This window comes from Photobacterium gaetbulicola (assembly GCF_003025515.1).
Classification (GTDB): Bacteria; Pseudomonadota; Gammaproteobacteria; order Enterobacterales; family Vibrionaceae; genus Photobacterium; species Photobacterium gaetbulicola.
Genome location: NZ_PYME01000002.1, coordinates 100,224 through 116,952, shown reverse-complemented (window position 1 = coordinate 116,952; position 16,729 = coordinate 100,224). Strand labels below are relative to the sequence as shown.

The following is a 16,729-nucleotide window of genomic DNA, read 5'->3' as shown; positions in this document are numbered from 1 at the left end:
TTGCTGTTGGCGTGCAGCGATTGGATTATGCCTCTACAGGCTGAGGCTCTGCCTCTTCTTCAACCACCTTGCCTTCTGCGCCGTGCATCCAGCGGATCAGCTGGTTTGAGCATAGCAGCAGAAGAACACCTGAAACTGTGGCAGCAATTGCAATACCGCTGAAGATAGCCATTGGGCCGGCTTCACCCACGTGGGCACCGATAATACCAGCCACATAGTTAGCGATAGCATTGAAGCCGAACCAAGCACCCATCATCAGGGAAGCCAGACGAAGTGGAGCCAGCTTGGTAACCATCGATAGGCCGATTGGCGATAGGCAAAGCTCACCGAGGGTGTGGAAGAAGTAGGCACCGACTAGCCAGAACATCGATGTCTTCACGGTGATATCACCACCTTGCTGCATCACGGCACCCATCATGCAAACAAAGCCCGCCGCCAGGAAGAATAGACCCATGGCAAATTTAACCGGGGAGTTTGGCTCTTTTGGACCCATTTTCACCCAGATAGAAGCGATAAGCGGTGCCAGGGTGATCACGAAGAACGGGTTGAGTGACTGGAACCAGGCCGCAGGCACTTCAAAGCTGCCGATCATACGGTCGGTGTACTGCTGAGAGAAGATGTTCATCAGGCCACCGGCTTGCTCGAAGCCCGCCCAGAAAATGACCACGAACATCCCCATGATCAAGATAACCTTCAGGCGATCTTTTTCCTGTTTGGTCAGCGGCTCTTGCTTGCCTGATTTGTTCATCGCTGCCGCGCGCTTAGCCGCAGGCTCCTTACCAATATCGCCCAGCAGACGCTCGGCAAAAATCATCTGGGTAACCAGGCTGATCAACATACCGATGCCGGCAGTAAGGAAGCCCGCTTTCCAACCGTAAGCAGCAGAGGCGGTACCGGCAATAATACCCGCCAGCAATGAGCCAAGGTTGATACCCATGTAGAAGATGGTGAATGCACCGTCACGACGGTTATCCCCTTCCTGGTAAAGATCACCGACCATGGTCGAAATGTTCGGCTTGAACATACCGTTACCAATGATCAGCAAGCCTAGGCCGAGGTAAAAGGCTGTCACAGAATGCGGGTCGACCATGCTGTTTGGAAGGGCAAGGGTAAACTGGCCCAGGGCCATCAAGATACCACCGATAATGATTGAGCGGCGCTGCCCAAGGAAGTTATCGGCAATCCAACCACCGATGAGGGGGGTGATGTAGACCAGGCCGGTATAGATACCGTAAAGGTTAAGGGCATCCTGTGTCGACCAGCCAAGACCACCGTTGATGGTTTTGTCGGTGAGATAAAGGACTAGAATGGCACGCATCGCGTAGTAAGAAAAACGTTCCCACAGTTCGGTTCCAAACAGTAAGAACAAGCCTTTTGGATGGCCTAACAAAGTGCCACTACTTAGATTGCTCATGATTATTCTCTGAATTTAGTTGGTTTTGTGTTTGCTAATGTCGCACCTGTTATAAATGACAAATTATTAAACTGCAAATCGTTACAAATAAAAAACAAAACAAAAACAATGCAACATGTTGATTAATAAGCGTTTGTTTGCTATTTGCTCAAAATTGAAATTTCAGATTTCCAAGAAGAGGGCTAAATCAAATTCTAAATAAAACTAAAAATATGGTGTTTAATGCTGAGTTTTGACTTATTTGTGGAATTGTTTTTTGTTGCTGGCTGCTGTTAATGATTGTTACATTTTGCCAGGGTCGGGTGGTTGGGTGACAAACGGGTGACGATTGGCCGTGAGCAGCGGCAAAACATTGTCGCTAAGGGTGGCTTAGGTATAATTAATTCATGCGAGAGGATTAACTGACTGAGATTGCTATGAAAGATTGGTACCTACTATATTGCAAGCGCAGTGAACAAGAGCGAGCGGTGATCAATCTTGATCGTCAAGGGGTTGAGTGTTACTACCCGCAGGTGACGGTGGAGAAAATAGTTCGTGGCAAGCGGGTGACAGCATTTGAGCCTCTGTTTCCGAGTTATATGTTTGTCTACTTTGATCCGGAAAGCATCAGTTATACCACGGTACGGTCGACTCGTGGTGTGGCTGATTTCATCCGCCAAGGAGCCCGGCCGCAGACTGTCAATCCGGATCTCATCTATAGCTTGATGATCAATGAAGACTCCGAGGAGCAGCAGTCAAAGTTGTCAGATCTGCCGAAACCTGGTGAAACACTGAAGCTGACTCAGGGACAGTTCAAGGGGATCGAGGCCATCTACCAAGAGCCGGATGGCGAGAAACGGTCGTTTATGTTGATCAATTTGTTGGGTAAGCCCGTCAAAGTCAGCGTCCAGAATGAAGACCTGGTGAAAAAGTGACCCCTTCTTATTGCAGTGTTGGATTCGCTTGCAATGAGTTTGTTATAGTGGTTTGAATTATTTTAAATGGAACAAAATATGTCTACATCTTCCCCTGTACGCAAGGCTGTGATCCCGGTTGCTGGCTTGGGTACGCGCATGCTTCCAGCGACCAAGGCGATCCCCAAAGAGATGCTGCCTATCGTCGACAAGCCGTTGATTCAATATGTGGTTAACGAATGTGTTGCGGCTGGTATCAAAGAGATTGTGTTGGTGACCCACTCATCGAAGAACTCGATTGAGAACCACTTCGATACCTCATTCGAGCTGGAAGCGACGCTGGAAAAACGTGTTAAGCGCCAGCTGCTTGATGAAGTGCAAAACATTTGCCCGAGAGATGTCACCATCATGCATGTGCGCCAGGGGCAGGCAAAAGGGTTGGGCCATGCGGTATTGTGTGCCCACCCTCTGGTAGGCGATGAGCCTTTTGCCGTGGTACTGCCGGACGTGATTTTGGACGATGCTGCCAGTGATCTGCGCCGTGAGAACATGGCGGCGATGGTGAAGGCGTTTAACGATACCCAGATCAGCCAGGTAATGGTCGAGCCAGTGCCGATGTCCGAAGTGTCGAGCTACGGGGTGGCTGATATTAGCGGCGCTGAGCTAAAGCCGGGTCAAACTGCGGCAATGACCAAGGTGGTGGAAAAGCCAGCCCGAGAAGAAGCGCCATCTAACTTGGCCATTGTGGGACGCTATGTCCTGCCGGCGGAGATCTGGGCACTACTGGCACGTACGCCGGTCGGTGCGGGCGATGAAATTCAGCTGACCGATGCCATTGATATGCTGATGGTAGATCAGCAGGTGAATGCGTTCCATATGTCAGGCAAGAGCCACGATTGCGGTAGCAAGCTGGGCTATATGCAGGCATTTGTCGAATACGGTATGCGCCACGAGTCACTGGGTGAAGAGTTTACGGCTTACCTCAAAGAGATGGTGAAGAATTAAGAGCGGTACTATGGTTCTGAGGCCCTAAGGTTAAATGGGGTACTTAATACTGAAGATCGCGTTATAGTGCAGCTTCTAGGCTCAGAAGCAAAAGCGAGAGTAAAAATACTCTCGCTTTTTTATTGATTATTAAAAATTATTACAGAACCACAGAACCGTTTTAATCACTTCTCCGCGTGATACTGCTCGCATGCATGCAGGGTATTCTCGATCAAGGTGGCGACGGTCATTGGTCCAACTCCGCCTGGCACCGGGGTGATATGGCGGGCGCGCTCGCGGGCGATATCGTATTCCACATCCCCAACAAGCTTGCCGCTGTCCAAGCGGTTGATGCCTACATCGATAACCGTTGCCCCTGGTTTGACCCATTCGCCGGGGATGAAGTTCGGCTTGCCTACGGCAACCACAAGAATGTCGGCCTGGCGCACATGGCTTTCCAAATCTTGGGTGAATCGGTGGCAGGTAGTGGTGGTGGCGCCTGCCAATAAGAGTTCCAGGGTCATTGGGCGGCCGACAATATTGGAGGCGCCAACAATCACGGCATGCTTGCCGCGAAGCGCGATGTTGTAGCGCTCAAGCAAAGTAAAGATGCCTTTGGGAGTACAGGAGCGCAGCTTGGGAATGCGTTGGCAGAGGCGGCCAACATTGTATGGGTGGAAGCCATCGACGTCTTTTTCTGGGTCAATGTGCTCAAGCACCTTGGTGCTGTCGATCCCTGCGGGAAGGGGGAGCTGGACCAAGATACCATCTATATCGTTATCGCTATTGAGCTCGTCGATAAGGGCGAGTAATTCTGTTTCGGTGGTTGTGGCCGGTAAGTCAAAGGACTTAGATACGAAGCCGACTTCATCACAGGCCTTGCGCTTGCTGCCGACATAGATTTGCGAGGCAGGGTCTTGGCCGACCAAGACAACGGCTAATCCCGGCGCACGAAGGCCGGCATCGACACGAGCCTTGACTCGGGCAGCAACTTCTTGACGAACTGTTTGCGAAATGAGTTTCCCATCAATGATTTGAGCGGCCATGTTTATCCCTTGGACTGAAAGTAACTGAACAGGTAATGAAGTAGCTTGGTGGTTTGAATGTACCCACGGGTGAGTATTATCAGGCTACTGAATTGTTGTATTGTCGCAGAGAATGTTAAGAAGATCCACATCGCAAACGTTTGCGCGCTGGTTTTGTTTACGTTTTGGTAATAGTTGCTGTTTTAGTGTGGTTATTGTTAGCGCGTTTAGCCTCTAGCCTGTTATTGCCCAATTTGGTCTATGTTTAAACACTTAAACGCAAATGCAAGTAAAATAGGGGAAAAGGCGTTGACGTGAATGAGTGGGGACGTATAATTCGTCCGGTAACTTCAGCGTTACGCCTAATGATGCGCCCTTAGCTCAGTTGGATAGAGCACGTGCCTTCTAAGCATGTGGTCGCAGGTTCGAATCCTGCAGGGCGCGCCATTTCCCTTCTCTATGTATCTTATAGCTAACGAATCAACCGTCCCGTATCCATCCCGGTTTTTCCTGTGCCGCCTTGATGTTGTTTACTGCATCCAGCAATTTCACCCATCAGAAACTGTCTCAATGCTTGTTGCTCACGTTCGTTGGCAGGTTGCCATGAGGCGATCACGGTTGCCTTGTTCCTTTTCATCGTCTTGTCCTTTATCTTGTGCAGCCTGATTGTCACTGCATGCTCTTGGGGAATATAAAACAAATATCATATAGGTGTGAGTGGTTGAAATTTGTGCAATCCGTCGTCTATTTAGAATCTTTTAGCTTGTTTTTGATCCCAACCTGCTTACCACGGCAGAATCGTTCCATCCCAATGGAAGAAATTGCCGCTGTCGGTAGGGGTGAGGGCTGATAAAACATGGCAGATCCGCTGGGCAGAGAGCGCTGGCGAGTAGAGTTTTTCTCGGCTAATGCTGTGCTGGAAGGGGGCGGAGAGCGGTGTGTCCGTGGTCCCGGGATGTATCGCTGCCACGCAGGCGAAGGGGTAGCGCCTTTGCCACTCGATGCTGAGGGTTTTGACAAACATATTGAGCGCGGCCTTGCTCATTCTGTAGCTGTACCACCCGCCGGCACGGTTATCGCCGATCGAGCCGACCATGGCGGACAGGCACACCAGGCGAAATGGATCCTCGCGGGTGTAAAGTGGGTCGAGAAACTGCGCAATAGCAATGCTGGTGTAGGTATTGGCTTGGATGTTCGCGGCAAGGAACGACGGGGTCAGTTGGGATAGGCGCTTCTCCGGCATTTTGTCAGCGCCTGCAGCATGCAGCAACCCTGATGCATTGAGTGTCCAGTCCGGGAGGCCGCAGCGGGCGAAGAGGGCTGATAGTTGCGGGATGGCTTGCGATCCTGGCTGGCAAATATCTCCCACGACGGTCGCCATTTGGCCGCTATGACGGCCTTGCAGCTGCTGCAGGGCCGTGGACGGACTGCGGGAGAGGGCAGTGACTTGGTGGCCTTGCGCCACAAGATGCTGGCACAGGGCTAACCCCAGCCCGCCGTTAGCCCCGACAACCCAAACTTTCTTTTTTTCCACTGTCATCCAGATTTCCCCGTGACATCACCTAAAAGAGTACGTACCGATATGCACGAGGGATCATGGTTATTTTCCTGCTAGCGATGGGGGAGGGGATTGCGGTAAAAATTCGGCATTTAGGCGGTAAAAGAGGCAGTTAAAAACGCCTACGGTCAAAAAAACGTAAAAGGAACCGATTTTTTTGGGCTTTTCCCTTGTAAATGGAATTTTTGCCCCTATCTTGTGTGAAAGGTTTGATTGCGGTGCGGCCGCTCTGTCTCGACGACGGGGCTGAGGATCGCTATAATACCGCGTTTTTAGTCCCTGGCCGGGTGAGTTCAAGCCCGCGAAAGCAGGAACTATCAGAATTAAGGCGTTATGGTTTTGGTGTGGTTGCCAGCCATAACACGAAAAGGATGCCACCGTCAGTACGACTGATCGGCAACACCACTCAGGTAGCACTGAGTAAGTTTTGAGGTTAAATAAAATGCAAGTTACCGTTGAAACCACTGAAGGTCTAGAACGCCATCTAACTATCACAGTTCCAGCTGCAAACATCGAAGACGCTGTAACCGCTGAGCTGAAGAAAATTGCTAAGAATCGTCGTTTCGATGGTTTCCGTCCAGGTAAAGCACCGATCAAAATGGTTGCTCGTATGTTCGGCGCGTCTGTTCGTCAGGACATCCTAGGTGAAGTGATGCAGCGTCACTACATCGAAGCGATCGTTAAAGAGAAAATTAACCCAGCTGGCGCACCAACGTTCACTCCAGTTGAAATCGCTGAAGGTAAAGATCTAGTATTCAAAGCGTCTTTCGAAATCTTCCCAGAGATCGAGCTAGCAGGCCTTGAAAACATCACTGTTGAGAAGCCAGCAGTAGAAGTGAAAGACGAAGACGTTGACACTATGCTAGAAACGCTTCGCAAGCAGCAGGCGACTTGGAGCGAAGTTGAAGAAGCTGCCGTTGCTGACAGCCGCGTAACTATCGACTTCACGGGTTCTATCGACGGTGAAGAGTTCGAAGGCGGTAAAGCTGAAGGCTTCGCGCTTGCAATGGGCCAGGGCCGCATGATCCCAGGTTTCGAAGACGGTATCGTGGGTAAGAAAGCAGGCGAAGAGTTCTCTCTAGAAGTGACTTTCCCAGAAGATTACCACGCTGAAAACCTAAAAGGTAAAGCAGCAACTTTCGCTATCAAACTACACAAAGTTGAAGCTCAGGAACTGCCAGAGCTTACTGAAGAGTTCGTAGCTAAGTTCGGTGTTGAAGACGGTTCTGTAGAAGGCCTGAAAGCTGAAGTTCGTAAGAACATGGAGCGCGAGCTGAAGCAAGCTGTTAAGAACCGCATCAAAGATCAGGTTCTAAACGGCCTAGTTGAGCAGAACGACATCACTGTTCCTGCTGCACTTATCGACCAGGAAATCAACGTTCTACGCCAGCAGGCAACTCAGCGCTTCGGCGGTGATGCGGCTAACGCTCCTGAGCTTCCACGTGAGCTATTCGAAGAGCAAGCTAAGCGTCGCGTAGTTGTTGGCCTACTTCTAGGTGAAGTGATCAAGTCTGAAGAGCTAAAAGCTGATGAAGAGCGCGTTAAAGCGATCATCGCTGAAATGGCTTCTGCGTACGAAGATCCAACAGAAGTTGTTGCTTACTACGAGAAGAACGAGCAGATGATGAACAACATGCGCAACGTTGCTCTAGAAGAGCAAGCGATCGATGCGCTACTGGCTAAAGCTCAGGTTTCTGAGAAAGAAGTTAGCTTCAACGAGCTAATGAACCAGCCTGCTGCATAATTTGCTGAAATTACTGTAGGGATTTGACTTTACTTCAAATCTTCTGCTAACAATGGTCCGTGTGAGAGTAATTTCATTCGGGCCATTTATTTTAGGGAAATAACGTTATGAGCTACCAAGAAAAAAACGCCATGTCGCCGATTTTGGATGCGCTGGTTCCTATGGTGGTCGAGCAGACTTCTCGTGGTGAACGTTCCTACGACATCTATTCCCGACTATTGAAAGAGCGTGTGATCTTCCTGACTGGTCAGGTTGAGGATCATATGGCCAACCTAGTCGTTGCGCAGCTTCTGTTCCTTGAATCTGAAAACCCAGACAAGGATATTTTCCTGTACATCAACTCACCGGGCGGATCGGTGACCGCAGGTATGTCAATTTACGACACCATGCAGTTCATCAAGCCGAACGTCAGTACTGTGTGTATGGGTCAGGCGTGCTCTATGGGTGCTTTCCTGCTGGCAGGCGGTGCCAAAGGTAAGCGCTACTGCTTACCGAACTCGCGCGTGATGATTCACCAGCCGCTGGGTGGCTTCCAGGGCCAGGCTTCTGATATCCAGATCCATGCTCAGGAAATCCTAACGATCAAACAGCGCTTGAACGGTTTGCTTGCAGAGCACACCGGCCAGCCACTGGAAGTGGTTGAGCGCGATACGGATCGTGATAACTTTATGTCGGCAGAACAGGCTGTAGAATACGGCTTGGTCGACGCAGTTTTGAGTCACCGCGATTAGGGCCTGTTAACCTTTCGAGTATTTACCGCGAAAGATAAATAGACCCTAGGTTTTTTTGGCTTCCGTGCAGCGACTTAGCGGCTTGCACGGAGCAAAAAGACTTGAGTTGTTATACACTCAAAACAAAGGCAATGATGGGGTAAGACCCGAAAAGAGGTTAGCGAATGACAGATAAGCGAAAAGAGAGTGGTAGTGGAAAACTGCTGTACTGCTCTTTCTGCGGCAAAAGTCAGCATGAAGTTCGCAAGCTGATTGCAGGCCCTTCTGTGTATATTTGCGATGAATGTGTTGACCTGTGCAACGACATCATTCGTGAAGAAATCAAAGAAGTAATGCCTAAGCGTGATGGCAATGAACTTCCGACACCACAGGAAATTCGTGCAAACCTGGATGAATACGTTATTGGTCAGTCTCATGCGAAGAAAGTACTCGCGGTAGCGGTTTACAACCACTACAAGCGTCTTCGCAACGGCGATACCAATAGTGACGGTGTTGAGTTGGGCAAGAGTAACATCCTGTTGATCGGCCCGACAGGTAGCGGTAAAACGCTACTGGCAGAAACATTAGCACGTATGCTGGATGTACCGTTCACCATGGCGGATGCCACCACACTGACCGAAGCCGGTTACGTGGGGGAGGATGTTGAGAACATCATCCAGAAGCTGCTGCAGAAATGTGATTACGATGTAGCCAAGGCCGAGCGCGGCATTGTGTACATCGATGAGATCGACAAGATCTCCCGTAAGTCAGACAACCCATCAATTACCCGAGATGTCTCGGGTGAAGGTGTTCAGCAAGCATTGTTGAAGCTGATTGAAGGTACGGTAGCGTCGGTACCACCACAAGGTGGTCGTAAGCACCCTCAGCAGGAATTCCTGCAAGTGGATACGTCAAAAATCCTGTTCATCTGTGGCGGTGCGTTTGCCGGTTTGGACAAGGTGGTTGATCAGCGTGTTGCTACCGGTACGGGGATCGGCTTTGGTGCGGATGTCCGCTCTAAAGATCAGTCGCGTACGTTGAGTGACTTGTTCGAGCAGGTTGAGCCTGAAGATCTGGTGAAATACGGCCTGATCCCAGAATTCATTGGTCGTCTTCCGGTGACCGCGATTCTCAACGAGCTGGACGAAGATGCACTGGTTCAGATCTTGCGTGAGCCGAAGAATGCGCTGACAAAACAGTACGCGGCACTTCTTGAGCTGGAAAACGTCGAGCTTGAATTCCGTGACGACGCCTTGGTTGCGATTGCCCGCAAGGCAATGGAACGCAAGACCGGCGCGCGTGGTTTGCGCTCTATCGTTGAAGCGGTTCTGCTTGATACCATGTACGAGCTACCTTCAGCAGAAGGCGTGAGCAAGGTTGTGATTGATGAATCAGTGATTAAAGGCGAATCTGAGCCTCTGCTGATTTATGAGAACACCGAAAGCCAAGCTGCAGGCGCTGAGTAAAATCTGCCCAGTACGGTCAAAAAAAGGAGGCTATCGCCTCCTTTTTTATTTTCTGATACATATCCCGTTGAATCTTGTGCCCATGCCCCCATATACTCAGTAATAAGAGTGAACGGAAGAGAGAAAAATATGAACCTGGAGCGTTCGGAACGCCTTGAGATCCCCGTTCTGCCACTGCGAGATGTGGTGGTCTACCCGCATATGGTCATTCCATTGTTTGTAGGCCGGGATAAATCTATTCGCTGCCTTGAAGCGGCGATGGATGATAACAAACAAATTTTGTTGGTGGCCCAGAAAGAAGCGGCGACCGACGAGCCTTCAATTTCCGATCTGTACGATGTCGGTACGGTGGCGACAATTCTTCAGCTGCTCAAGCTACCAGACGGTACGGTTAAGGTCCTGGTGGAAGGCCAGCAGCGTGCTAAGGTCGAAAACCTGCGCGACGATGAGTTCTTCACGGCCGAAGCTGAGTTCCTGGTCACTGAGGAGATGGACGAGCGTGAGCAGGAAGTCCTGGTTCGCACGGCGATCAATCAGTTCGAAGGTTTTATCAAGCTCAACAAGAAGATCCCGCCGGAAGTCTTGACGTCTCTCAACGGTATTGATGAGGCCGCGCGCCTGGCTGATACCATTGCTGCCCATATGCCGCTGAAGCTGGCGGATAAGCAGAAAGTGCTGGAAATCATCGATGTTGTCGAACGCCTTGAGTTCTTGATGGCAATGATGGAGTCTGAAATTGACTTGCTGCAGGTGGAAAAACGCATCCGTGGCCGCGTCAAGAAGCAGATGGAAAAGAGCCAGCGCGAGTACTACCTCAACGAGCAGATGAAGGCGATCCAGAAAGAGCTGGGTGAGCTGGATGATGCGCCGGATGAGTTCGAGTCTTTGAAGATGAAGATCGAAGAGTCGAAGATGCCGAAAGAGGCGCGTGACAAGACAGAGCAAGAACTGCAGAAGCTCAAGATGATGTCACCGATGTCCGCTGAGGCAACGGTGGTGCGCGGCTATATCGATTGGATGCTGAGTGTGCCATGGCACAAGCGCTCTAAGGTCAAGAAGAACCTGGCCAAGGCCGAAGAAGTGCTCAATGCCGACCACTATGGCCTTGAGCGTGTCAAGGAGCGCATCCTTGAGTACTTGGCGGTACAGAGCCGAATCAATAAACTTAAAGGCCCTATCCTGTGTCTGGTGGGTCCTCCTGGTGTAGGTAAGACCTCCCTGGGCCAGTCAATTGCAGCTGCTACTGGCCGTAAATACGTTCGCATGGCGTTGGGTGGGGTGCGTGACGAAGCGGAAATCCGTGGTCACCGCCGTACCTATATCGGCTCGATGCCGGGCAAACTGATCCAGAAAATGTCCAAGGTTGAAGTGAAGAACCCGCTGTTCCTGCTCGATGAAATCGACAAGATGTCATCGGATATGCGTGGCGACCCGGCTTCGGCACTATTGGAAGTGCTGGATCCGGAGCAGAACAATGCCTTCAACGATCACTACCTCGAGGTGGACTACGATCTGTCTGATGTGATGTTTGTCGCGACGTCGAACTCAATGAACATCCCAGGGCCGCTACTTGACCGTATGGAAGTGATCCGTCTGTCTGGTTACACCGAAGACGAGAAGCTCAACATTGCCAAGCGTCACCTGCTAGAGAAGCAAATCAAGCGCAATGGCCTCAAGCCTAACGAGATCGATGTTGATGACTCGGCGCTGATCGGGATTATCCGCTACTACACCCGCGAGGCGGGCGTACGTAGCCTAGAGCGTGAAGTCTCCAAGCTGTGCCGCAAGGCAGTGAAAGAAATCCTGCTCAACCCAGAGACCAAGAAAGTGGTTATCACTCAGGACAACCTGAAACAGTACCTGGGGGTTCAGCGCTTTGACTACGGTAAGGCGGAAGAGAACAATCGTATCGGTCAGGTTACCGGCCTTGCATGGACCGAAGTTGGTGGTGATCTGCTGACCATCGAGACCGAGTCGATGCCGGGTAAAGGCAAGCTGACATATACCGGTTCGCTCGGGGATGTGATGCAGGAATCGATTCAGGCGGCGATGACGGTTGTCCGTACCCGTGCCGAGCGTTTGGGGGTTGCTCCTGACTTCTACGAGAAGCGTGATATCCATGTTCACGTTCCTGAAGGTGCCACGCCGAAGGACGGCCCAAGTGCGGGTATCGCCATGTGTACCGCACTGGTTTCTAGCCTGACCGGAAACCCGGTACGCGGTGATGTCGCCATGACGGGTGAAATCACGCTGCGTGGCGAAGTGCTGCCTATCGGTGGCCTGAAAGAAAAATTACTTGCAGCTCACCGCGGCGGTATCAAAACGGTGCTTATTCCGAAGGAAAATGAGCGCGATCTGGAGGAGATCCCAGATAACGTGATTGCCGATTTGGAAGTAAGACCGGTACGTTGGATTGATGAAGTGCTGACCGTTGCACTGCAGAATAATCCAACCGGTATCGAGCTGGTGAACGCCCAAAATAGTGACGTGCAGCAAAGTTAAGATATGAAAAGACGCTTTCGGGGATAAAAACCTTGTCAGCGTTTTTTTGTGTGGCTATAAGTGAGTCCTAATTTGCCGTTAGCTCAATAAAATCAACGTCTACACGTGAACTTGGGTTCGGTGTTGATATACTGAAATTAATTCTTTTTGTCCGTGTTGTAATTTTTGCCATGAAGGCTCCAAGCGGATAAGGTTCATAGAGGGGATAGATCGTGAACAAAACTCAACTAGTTGATAAAATCGCTGAAAATGCAGATATCTCTAAAGCGTCTGCGGGTCGTGCACTGGATGCATTCATTGACGCCGTGTCTGAGAGCCTAAAAGAAGGTGATCAGGTAGCGCTTGTTGGCTTCGGTACTTTCTCTGTACGCGAGCGTGCAGCGCGTACCGGTCGTAACCCACAGACTGGTGAAGAGATTCAGATTGCAGCGGCTAAAGTACCTGGCTTTAAAGCAGGTAAAGCGCTTAAAGATTCTGTAAACTAAGCGAAGGGCACTGCCCGCCAGTTTGTTTGAACAAACGAGCATTCAGGTTGTCTTAATGGGCAATCTGGCATGATAAAGGGCGCATCCTGTTGGTGCGCTTTTTTTACTTTGGAAAAGTGTGAATTTTTCAGGTCTTCGCCTGTTAGCATTCTTCACTAATATCAATACCGGTAAGCTGTGATTTCGAAGGGTCTATATTAGGCTTATCACAGGTTGGTATTACCATGCCAAATCGAATAGGTAGGAGATACGGCAAATTATGATGGAGCGTATGCGCGAAGGCGCAAGCAGCATTTGGGTCAAGATTATCCTTGGCTTGATCATTCTTTCTTTTGTTTTTGCAGGGGTAGGTAGCTACCTGGCTGGTGGCGGTAACCAAGTTGCGGCGAAAGTGGACGACCGTGAAATTAGCCAGCGTGAATTCGAAATGGCTTACCAGAACGAACGTAACCGCATGCAGGCGCAACTGGGCGATTACTTCTCGACCCTGATGGGTGACCCTGCGTATGTGCAGCAGTTCCGCCGTAGCGTGCTAGACCGTATGGTCAATGATTTGCTTATTGAGCAGCGCGCCAACGAGCTTGGTCTGCGCATCAGTGATCAGCAGGTGCGTCAGGCGATTGTGTCGATGCCAGAATTCCAGCGTAACGGGGCATTTGATAACGAGCAGTACAACGCACTGCTTCGCCGTTCAGGTCTCACTCCAGACATGTTTGCCGAGTCTATGCGTACCGATATGCTGCGCCAGCAGCTGTTGTTGGCTATCCAGGGCAGTGACTTTGCGCTAGGCAACGAAGTCACGGCATTGATCAAGCTGGAGCGTCAGGAGCGTGAAATCCGCACCCTGACCCTGGATGTGGCTGAATTTACCCAAAAGGCCGAGGTCACAGACGAAGAAGCGCTGGCTTACTACGAGCAGAACCCACAGCAATTCACCCGTCCAGACCAAGTGAAAGCGGCTTACATCGAGCTGTCGGGGGCTAACCTGAAGCAGACCCTGAATGTGTCTGAAGCCGATGCGAAAGCTTACTACGACGAGAACCAGAGCAAATACGGTACTGCCGAGAAGCGTCAGGCAAGCCATATTTTGGTTCAAGGCAAAGGCAGCGAGGCCAAAACCAAAGCCGAAAACCTGCTTGACGAGCTGAACAACGGCGCTGATTTTGCTGAGCTGGCCAAAACGTCTTCTGACGATACCTTCAGCGGCAAAGAGGGCGGTCAGCTTGACTGGTTTGAACGCGGCGTGATGGATCCTGCTTTTGAAGATGCGGCTTTTGCCCTGGGCAAAGGCGAGATCTCGGGAGTGGTTGAATCCGACTTTGGTTACCACATCATCAAGTTGGATGATATCAAAGAGCCACAGGTCAAGGCGTTCGCTGACGTTCGTGATGAAATCCTTGCCGAGCTTCGTGAGCAACGTGCAGCAGAAGCTTTCTACGATCTTCAGACTCAGCTCGCTGAAAAAGCGTTCGAAATGCCTGATTCGTTAGAGGATGCGGCGGAAGCCGTAGAGGCAACGGTTCAAACGACGGATTTCATCTCTCAGTCGGATGCGCCGGGCGTACTGGCAAATCCTGCTGTCCTGCAGGCGCTGTTTAGCCCAGAGGTTCGCGAAGACGGCCTGAACTCAGATGTTGTCGAAATCGGCCCTGAGCATGTTGTTGTCGTACGTGTTGATGACTCTCGCGATGAAGTCGTGCTGCCATTTGAGGAAGTGTCTGCCAAAGTGAAGCAGCAGCTGTCTGTCGTGAAGGGCGAAGAAGCGGCTAACGCCAAGGCTGATGAGCTGGTTGCTGCCCTACGTGACGGCAACACGGCTGTGCTGGCCGACGAAGGCCTGAGCTTCTCCGAGCCAGAGTTGATTAACCGCATGGGCGCGGATCGTCTGGTGGCTCAAGTAGCGTTTGGCCTTGCTAAGCCTGAGTCTGGTGCGTCGGTATATGGTGTTACCCGTGATATGGCTGGTAATATGCTGATCATCGCATTGGACAAAGTGGTTGAGGCCGATGTTGATGCTGATGCCATTGACCAGCAGATGGTGCAGCAGCTTGAGCAGATGCATGCCCAGCAGGATGTGATGGCGACATTGGATGTACTGCGCAATGCAGCCAAGGTCTCTTACCCTGTGTTGGATACAACTACGAACTAAATGTAACTAATACGTTGCTAGACGGGCCGCCATTGTGCGGCCCGTCGTTTTTTTAAGCCGTAAAAGGGCTTTCTTGTATACAGCAACAAATTGCTTCATCACTCTATTCATTCTTGTTAAGAAAGGAGAAATGTAATGAAGCGAGTCCTTGTCTCTCTGCCCCTAGTCGTGGGGTTGGCTTTTGGGATGGCAGCCCCGGCCTCTGCCACGGGTGATAGCCATGAAGGCATCGAAATTACCGTCAATATCAATGATGCCAATGCCGAAGAGCTGGATAAGTTATTGGTGGGTATCGGGCCGGATAAAGCCGCCAGCATTATTGAATACCGCCAGCTGAATGGGCCTTTTGAGTCGGCGGAAGACTTGATCAAGGTGAAGGGGATAGGTACATCCACCGTTGAGAAAAATCGCGAGCGGATCAAGCTTCAATAACGGTACCTGAACAGTTGTAAGTTACAAAAAGGAGAGAGGTTAGTTGTTCTCCTTTATTTGTCGGTTTTCAGCGTGTGCTGAAGGTAAAGCGAGGTTGCAACTAATTATCAATTGCAATCCACTTTTTCAGATGTTCTACCGCAACAAAGAGCAGGCCACCCAACACACCGGCTAGGTGAGCTTCTACGGCGACTCTGGCTCCGATGAGCTCTGCCGAACTGGCTGAGCCGCCGGAAATCTGCTCCGCTATCACTTTGGCACTGACGCCCACCAGCAATACCCAACCGAGTTTGTCCTTCGCTTTGATGTCCTGTACTGCTCCCCAGGCGAACAGTCCGTGAAGGACGCCTGAGAGCCCCGCATACCATGCCATAGGACTCAGCCACAGGGTGACGCCAATGAAACCGGCGACGGCGAGGATCAGCAAAGCAAGCCGTTCGACACTGAGGTAGCGGCGAAAAATAAAGGTAATGATTGCCAAGCCGAGACTGTTCATTATCATGTGTGGCCAATTGGTATGGGTCAGGTTGCCGCTGATAAGCCGCCAAACCTCTCCTTGCTCGATGGCTGCACGCTGCCAGGCCAGCAGCGGTTGGGCGGCGGGGAGCTGGGCGAGAGCCATGATACCGATGAGAATGAATACAAAGATGCGAATAGACAAGGCTACCTCGATGAGTCGATATTGTGAACGGTGCGGAAAAGCCACCAAGGCATGTATCTGCCAGTGGATCCAACAGCTTGATGCTAAAACTGAATTGTGGATTTTACAACATCCGTCAGAAGTAAAGCGGGCAATTGGTACCGCAAGGATCCTGACTCTCTCGTTACCCAATGCCAGACTCTGGGTCGGGGAAGACTTTTCAGAACATTGTGAAATCAATCAGTTGCTTGCCGAGCCGGATCGCCAGGCCTGGGTGGTCTACCCGGGCGAGGGGGCTCTGCCGATATCAAGCCTGGTTGATATCGGTAATGAACAAGCTGTCGATACGAAACGTACTCTGATCCTGCTCGATGGCACCTGGAAGAAAGCCTACAAGATGTGGCAGTTGTCAGCAAACTTGCAGCAGTTGCCGACTGTTGCCCTCGACAATGTCGAGCAGGGCAACTACCGGATCCGTAAGTCGCCAAAATCAGCGGGGGTCTCGACGGTGGAGGCCGGCTACCTTGCCCTCACCGCCCTCGAGGGCGAGGGGGATAACTTCGCTCCGCTGATCGAGGCATTCAACCAGATGATCGAGTTCCAGATCCAGCAAATGCCCGAAGGGGTGTTTGAGAGGAATTATGGCGAGTAGCTTGGCCATAGGCAAAAGCGGCTAATAGGCTAGGGGGAAGAGCGTATAGCCAAGAGCTTGATTAGGTTAAGCCTT

Annotated in this window: 15 protein-coding genes and 1 tRNA gene; 11 read left to right on the top strand and 5 right to left on the bottom strand. The window is 51.0% G+C overall.

Going from position 1 to position 16,729, the window contains the following annotated elements; all coding sequences use genetic code 11:
- Positions 1–25: 25 nt before the first annotated feature.
- A complete protein-coding gene (locus tag C9J03_RS02080) occupies positions 26–1,414 on the bottom strand; it encodes a peptide MFS transporter (protein ID WP_039467627.1) in 1,389 nt (462 codons plus the stop codon).
- A 416-nt stretch (positions 1,415–1,830) separates the two neighbouring features.
- Here C9J03_RS02080 and rfaH point away from each other — a divergent pair, with 416 nt between their 5' ends.
- Together rfaH and galU are read left to right on the top strand one after the other, a co-directional pair.
- On the top strand, positions 1,831–2,328 hold the full coding sequence (rfaH, locus tag C9J03_RS02075) for a transcription/translation regulatory transformer protein RfaH (protein WP_039467630.1): 498 nt from the start codon (positions 1,831–1,833) through the stop codon (positions 2,326–2,328).
- A gap of 78 nt (positions 2,329–2,406) precedes the next feature.
- On the top strand, positions 2,407–3,312 hold the full coding sequence (gene galU, locus C9J03_RS02070) for a UTP--glucose-1-phosphate uridylyltransferase GalU (RefSeq protein WP_044623908.1): 906 nt from the start codon (positions 2,407–2,409) through the stop codon (positions 3,310–3,312).
- Between the two features lie 164 nt (positions 3,313–3,476).
- On the opposite strand, the gene folD is transcribed toward galU, so the two are convergent.
- Entirely contained in the window at positions 3,477–4,337 is an 861-nt protein-coding gene (folD, locus tag C9J03_RS02065) for a bifunctional methylenetetrahydrofolate dehydrogenase/methenyltetrahydrofolate cyclohydrolase FolD (protein ID WP_044623907.1), read from the bottom strand.
- Positions 4,338–4,686: 349 nt separating this feature from the next.
- On the opposite strand from folD, the gene C9J03_RS02060 reads away from it, so the two are divergent.
- Positions 4,687–4,763 (top strand) — tRNA-Arg (locus C9J03_RS02060).
- A gap of 25 nt (positions 4,764–4,788) precedes the next feature.
- On the opposite strand, the gene C9J03_RS26590 is transcribed toward C9J03_RS02060, so the two are convergent.
- Both C9J03_RS26590 and C9J03_RS02050 read right to left on the bottom strand, forming a co-directional pair.
- Positions 4,789–4,953, bottom strand: a complete 165-nt coding sequence (locus C9J03_RS26590; protein WP_162845539.1) for a hypothetical protein — start codon at positions 4,951–4,953, stop codon at positions 4,789–4,791.
- Positions 4,954–5,100: 147 nt separating this feature from the next.
- A complete protein-coding gene (locus C9J03_RS02050; protein WP_044623905.1) occupies positions 5,101–5,856 on the bottom strand; it encodes an SDR family NAD(P)-dependent oxidoreductase in 756 nt (251 codons plus the stop codon).
- Positions 5,857–6,316: 460 nt separating this feature from the next.
- Between C9J03_RS02050 and tig the strand changes: the two genes are divergently transcribed.
- The 7 genes from tig (at position 6,317) to C9J03_RS02015 (ending at position 15,362) form a co-directional block, all read left to right on the top strand.
- A complete protein-coding gene (tig, locus tag C9J03_RS02045; RefSeq protein WP_039467649.1) occupies positions 6,317–7,618 on the top strand; it encodes a trigger factor in 1,302 nt (433 codons plus the stop codon).
- Between the two features lie 107 nt (positions 7,619–7,725).
- Positions 7,726–8,349, top strand: coding sequence for an ATP-dependent Clp endopeptidase proteolytic subunit ClpP (gene clpP, locus C9J03_RS02040; RefSeq protein ID WP_039467653.1), 624 nt, complete (start codon positions 7,726–7,728; stop codon positions 8,347–8,349).
- A gap of 164 nt (positions 8,350–8,513) precedes the next feature.
- Positions 8,514–9,794 carry an ATP-dependent protease ATP-binding subunit ClpX gene (clpX, locus tag C9J03_RS02035; protein ID WP_039467655.1) on the top strand — a complete coding sequence of 427 codons (1,281 nt, stop codon included), beginning with the start codon at positions 8,514–8,516 and terminating at the stop codon, positions 9,792–9,794.
- A 129-nt stretch (positions 9,795–9,923) separates the two neighbouring features.
- Complete coding sequence (lon, locus tag C9J03_RS02030; RefSeq protein WP_044623903.1) at positions 9,924–12,296, top strand: endopeptidase La; 2,373 nt, start codon at positions 9,924–9,926, stop codon at positions 12,294–12,296.
- A gap of 212 nt (positions 12,297–12,508) precedes the next feature.
- Positions 12,509–12,781 carry a nucleoid-associated protein HU-beta gene (gene hupB / locus C9J03_RS02025; RefSeq protein ID WP_039467660.1) on the top strand — a complete coding sequence of 91 codons (273 nt, stop codon included), beginning with the start codon at positions 12,509–12,511 and terminating at the stop codon, positions 12,779–12,781.
- 259 nt (positions 12,782–13,040) lie between these two features.
- A complete protein-coding gene (gene ppiD / locus C9J03_RS02020; protein WP_044623902.1) occupies positions 13,041–14,930 on the top strand; it encodes a peptidylprolyl isomerase in 1,890 nt (629 codons plus the stop codon).
- Between the two features lie 135 nt (positions 14,931–15,065).
- Entirely contained in the window at positions 15,066–15,362 is a 297-nt protein-coding gene (locus C9J03_RS02015; protein ID WP_039467667.1) for a ComEA family DNA-binding protein, read from the top strand.
- Positions 15,363–15,462: 100 nt separating this feature from the next.
- Here C9J03_RS02015 and rrtA read toward each other — a convergent pair whose 3' ends face one another.
- Positions 15,463–16,023 (bottom strand): rhombosortase, encoded by a 561-nt coding sequence (gene rrtA, locus C9J03_RS02010; protein ID WP_231580683.1) that lies wholly within the window; start codon positions 16,021–16,023, stop codon positions 15,463–15,465.
- Between the two features lie 10 nt (positions 16,024–16,033).
- On the opposite strand from rrtA, the gene C9J03_RS02005 reads away from it, so the two are divergent.
- The gene (locus C9J03_RS02005; protein ID WP_044623901.1) at positions 16,034–16,654 is read left to right on the top strand and encodes a tRNA-uridine aminocarboxypropyltransferase; all 621 of its coding nucleotides are present in this window, start codon (positions 16,034–16,036) and stop codon (positions 16,652–16,654) included.
- The last annotated feature ends 75 nt before the right edge of the window (positions 16,655–16,729 follow it).

Bases quoted from the DNA above. Each gene is read 5' to 3' on its own strand.
- C9J03_RS02080 (WP_039467627.1), bottom strand. From the start codon at position 1,414: ATGAGCAATCTAAGTAGTGGCACTTTGTTAGGCCATCCAAAAGGCTTG.
- rfaH (WP_039467630.1), top strand. From the start codon at position 1,831: ATGAAAGATTGGTACCTACTATATTGCAAGCGCAGTGAACAAGAGCGA.
- galU (WP_044623908.1), top strand. From the start codon at position 2,407: ATGTCTACATCTTCCCCTGTACGCAAGGCTGTGATCCCGGTTGCTGGC.
- folD (WP_044623907.1), bottom strand. From the start codon at position 4,337: ATGGCCGCTCAAATCATTGATGGGAAACTCATTTCGCAAACAGTTCGT.
- C9J03_RS26590 (WP_162845539.1), bottom strand. From the start codon at position 4,953: ATGAAAAGGAACAAGGCAACCGTGATCGCCTCATGGCAACCTGCCAAC.
- C9J03_RS02050 (WP_044623905.1), bottom strand. From the start codon at position 5,856: ATGACAGTGGAAAAAAAGAAAGTTTGGGTTGTCGGGGCTAACGGCGGG.
- tig (WP_039467649.1), top strand. From the start codon at position 6,317: ATGCAAGTTACCGTTGAAACCACTGAAGGTCTAGAACGCCATCTAACT.
- clpP (WP_039467653.1), top strand. From the start codon at position 7,726: ATGAGCTACCAAGAAAAAAACGCCATGTCGCCGATTTTGGATGCGCTG.
- clpX (WP_039467655.1), top strand. From the start codon at position 8,514: ATGACAGATAAGCGAAAAGAGAGTGGTAGTGGAAAACTGCTGTACTGC.
- lon (WP_044623903.1), top strand. From the start codon at position 9,924: ATGAACCTGGAGCGTTCGGAACGCCTTGAGATCCCCGTTCTGCCACTG.
- ppiD (WP_044623902.1), top strand. From the start codon at position 13,041: ATGATGGAGCGTATGCGCGAAGGCGCAAGCAGCATTTGGGTCAAGATT.
- C9J03_RS02015 (WP_039467667.1), top strand. From the start codon at position 15,066: ATGAAGCGAGTCCTTGTCTCTCTGCCCCTAGTCGTGGGGTTGGCTTTT.
- C9J03_RS02005 (WP_044623901.1), top strand. From the start codon at position 16,034: ATGAGTCGATATTGTGAACGGTGCGGAAAAGCCACCAAGGCATGTATC.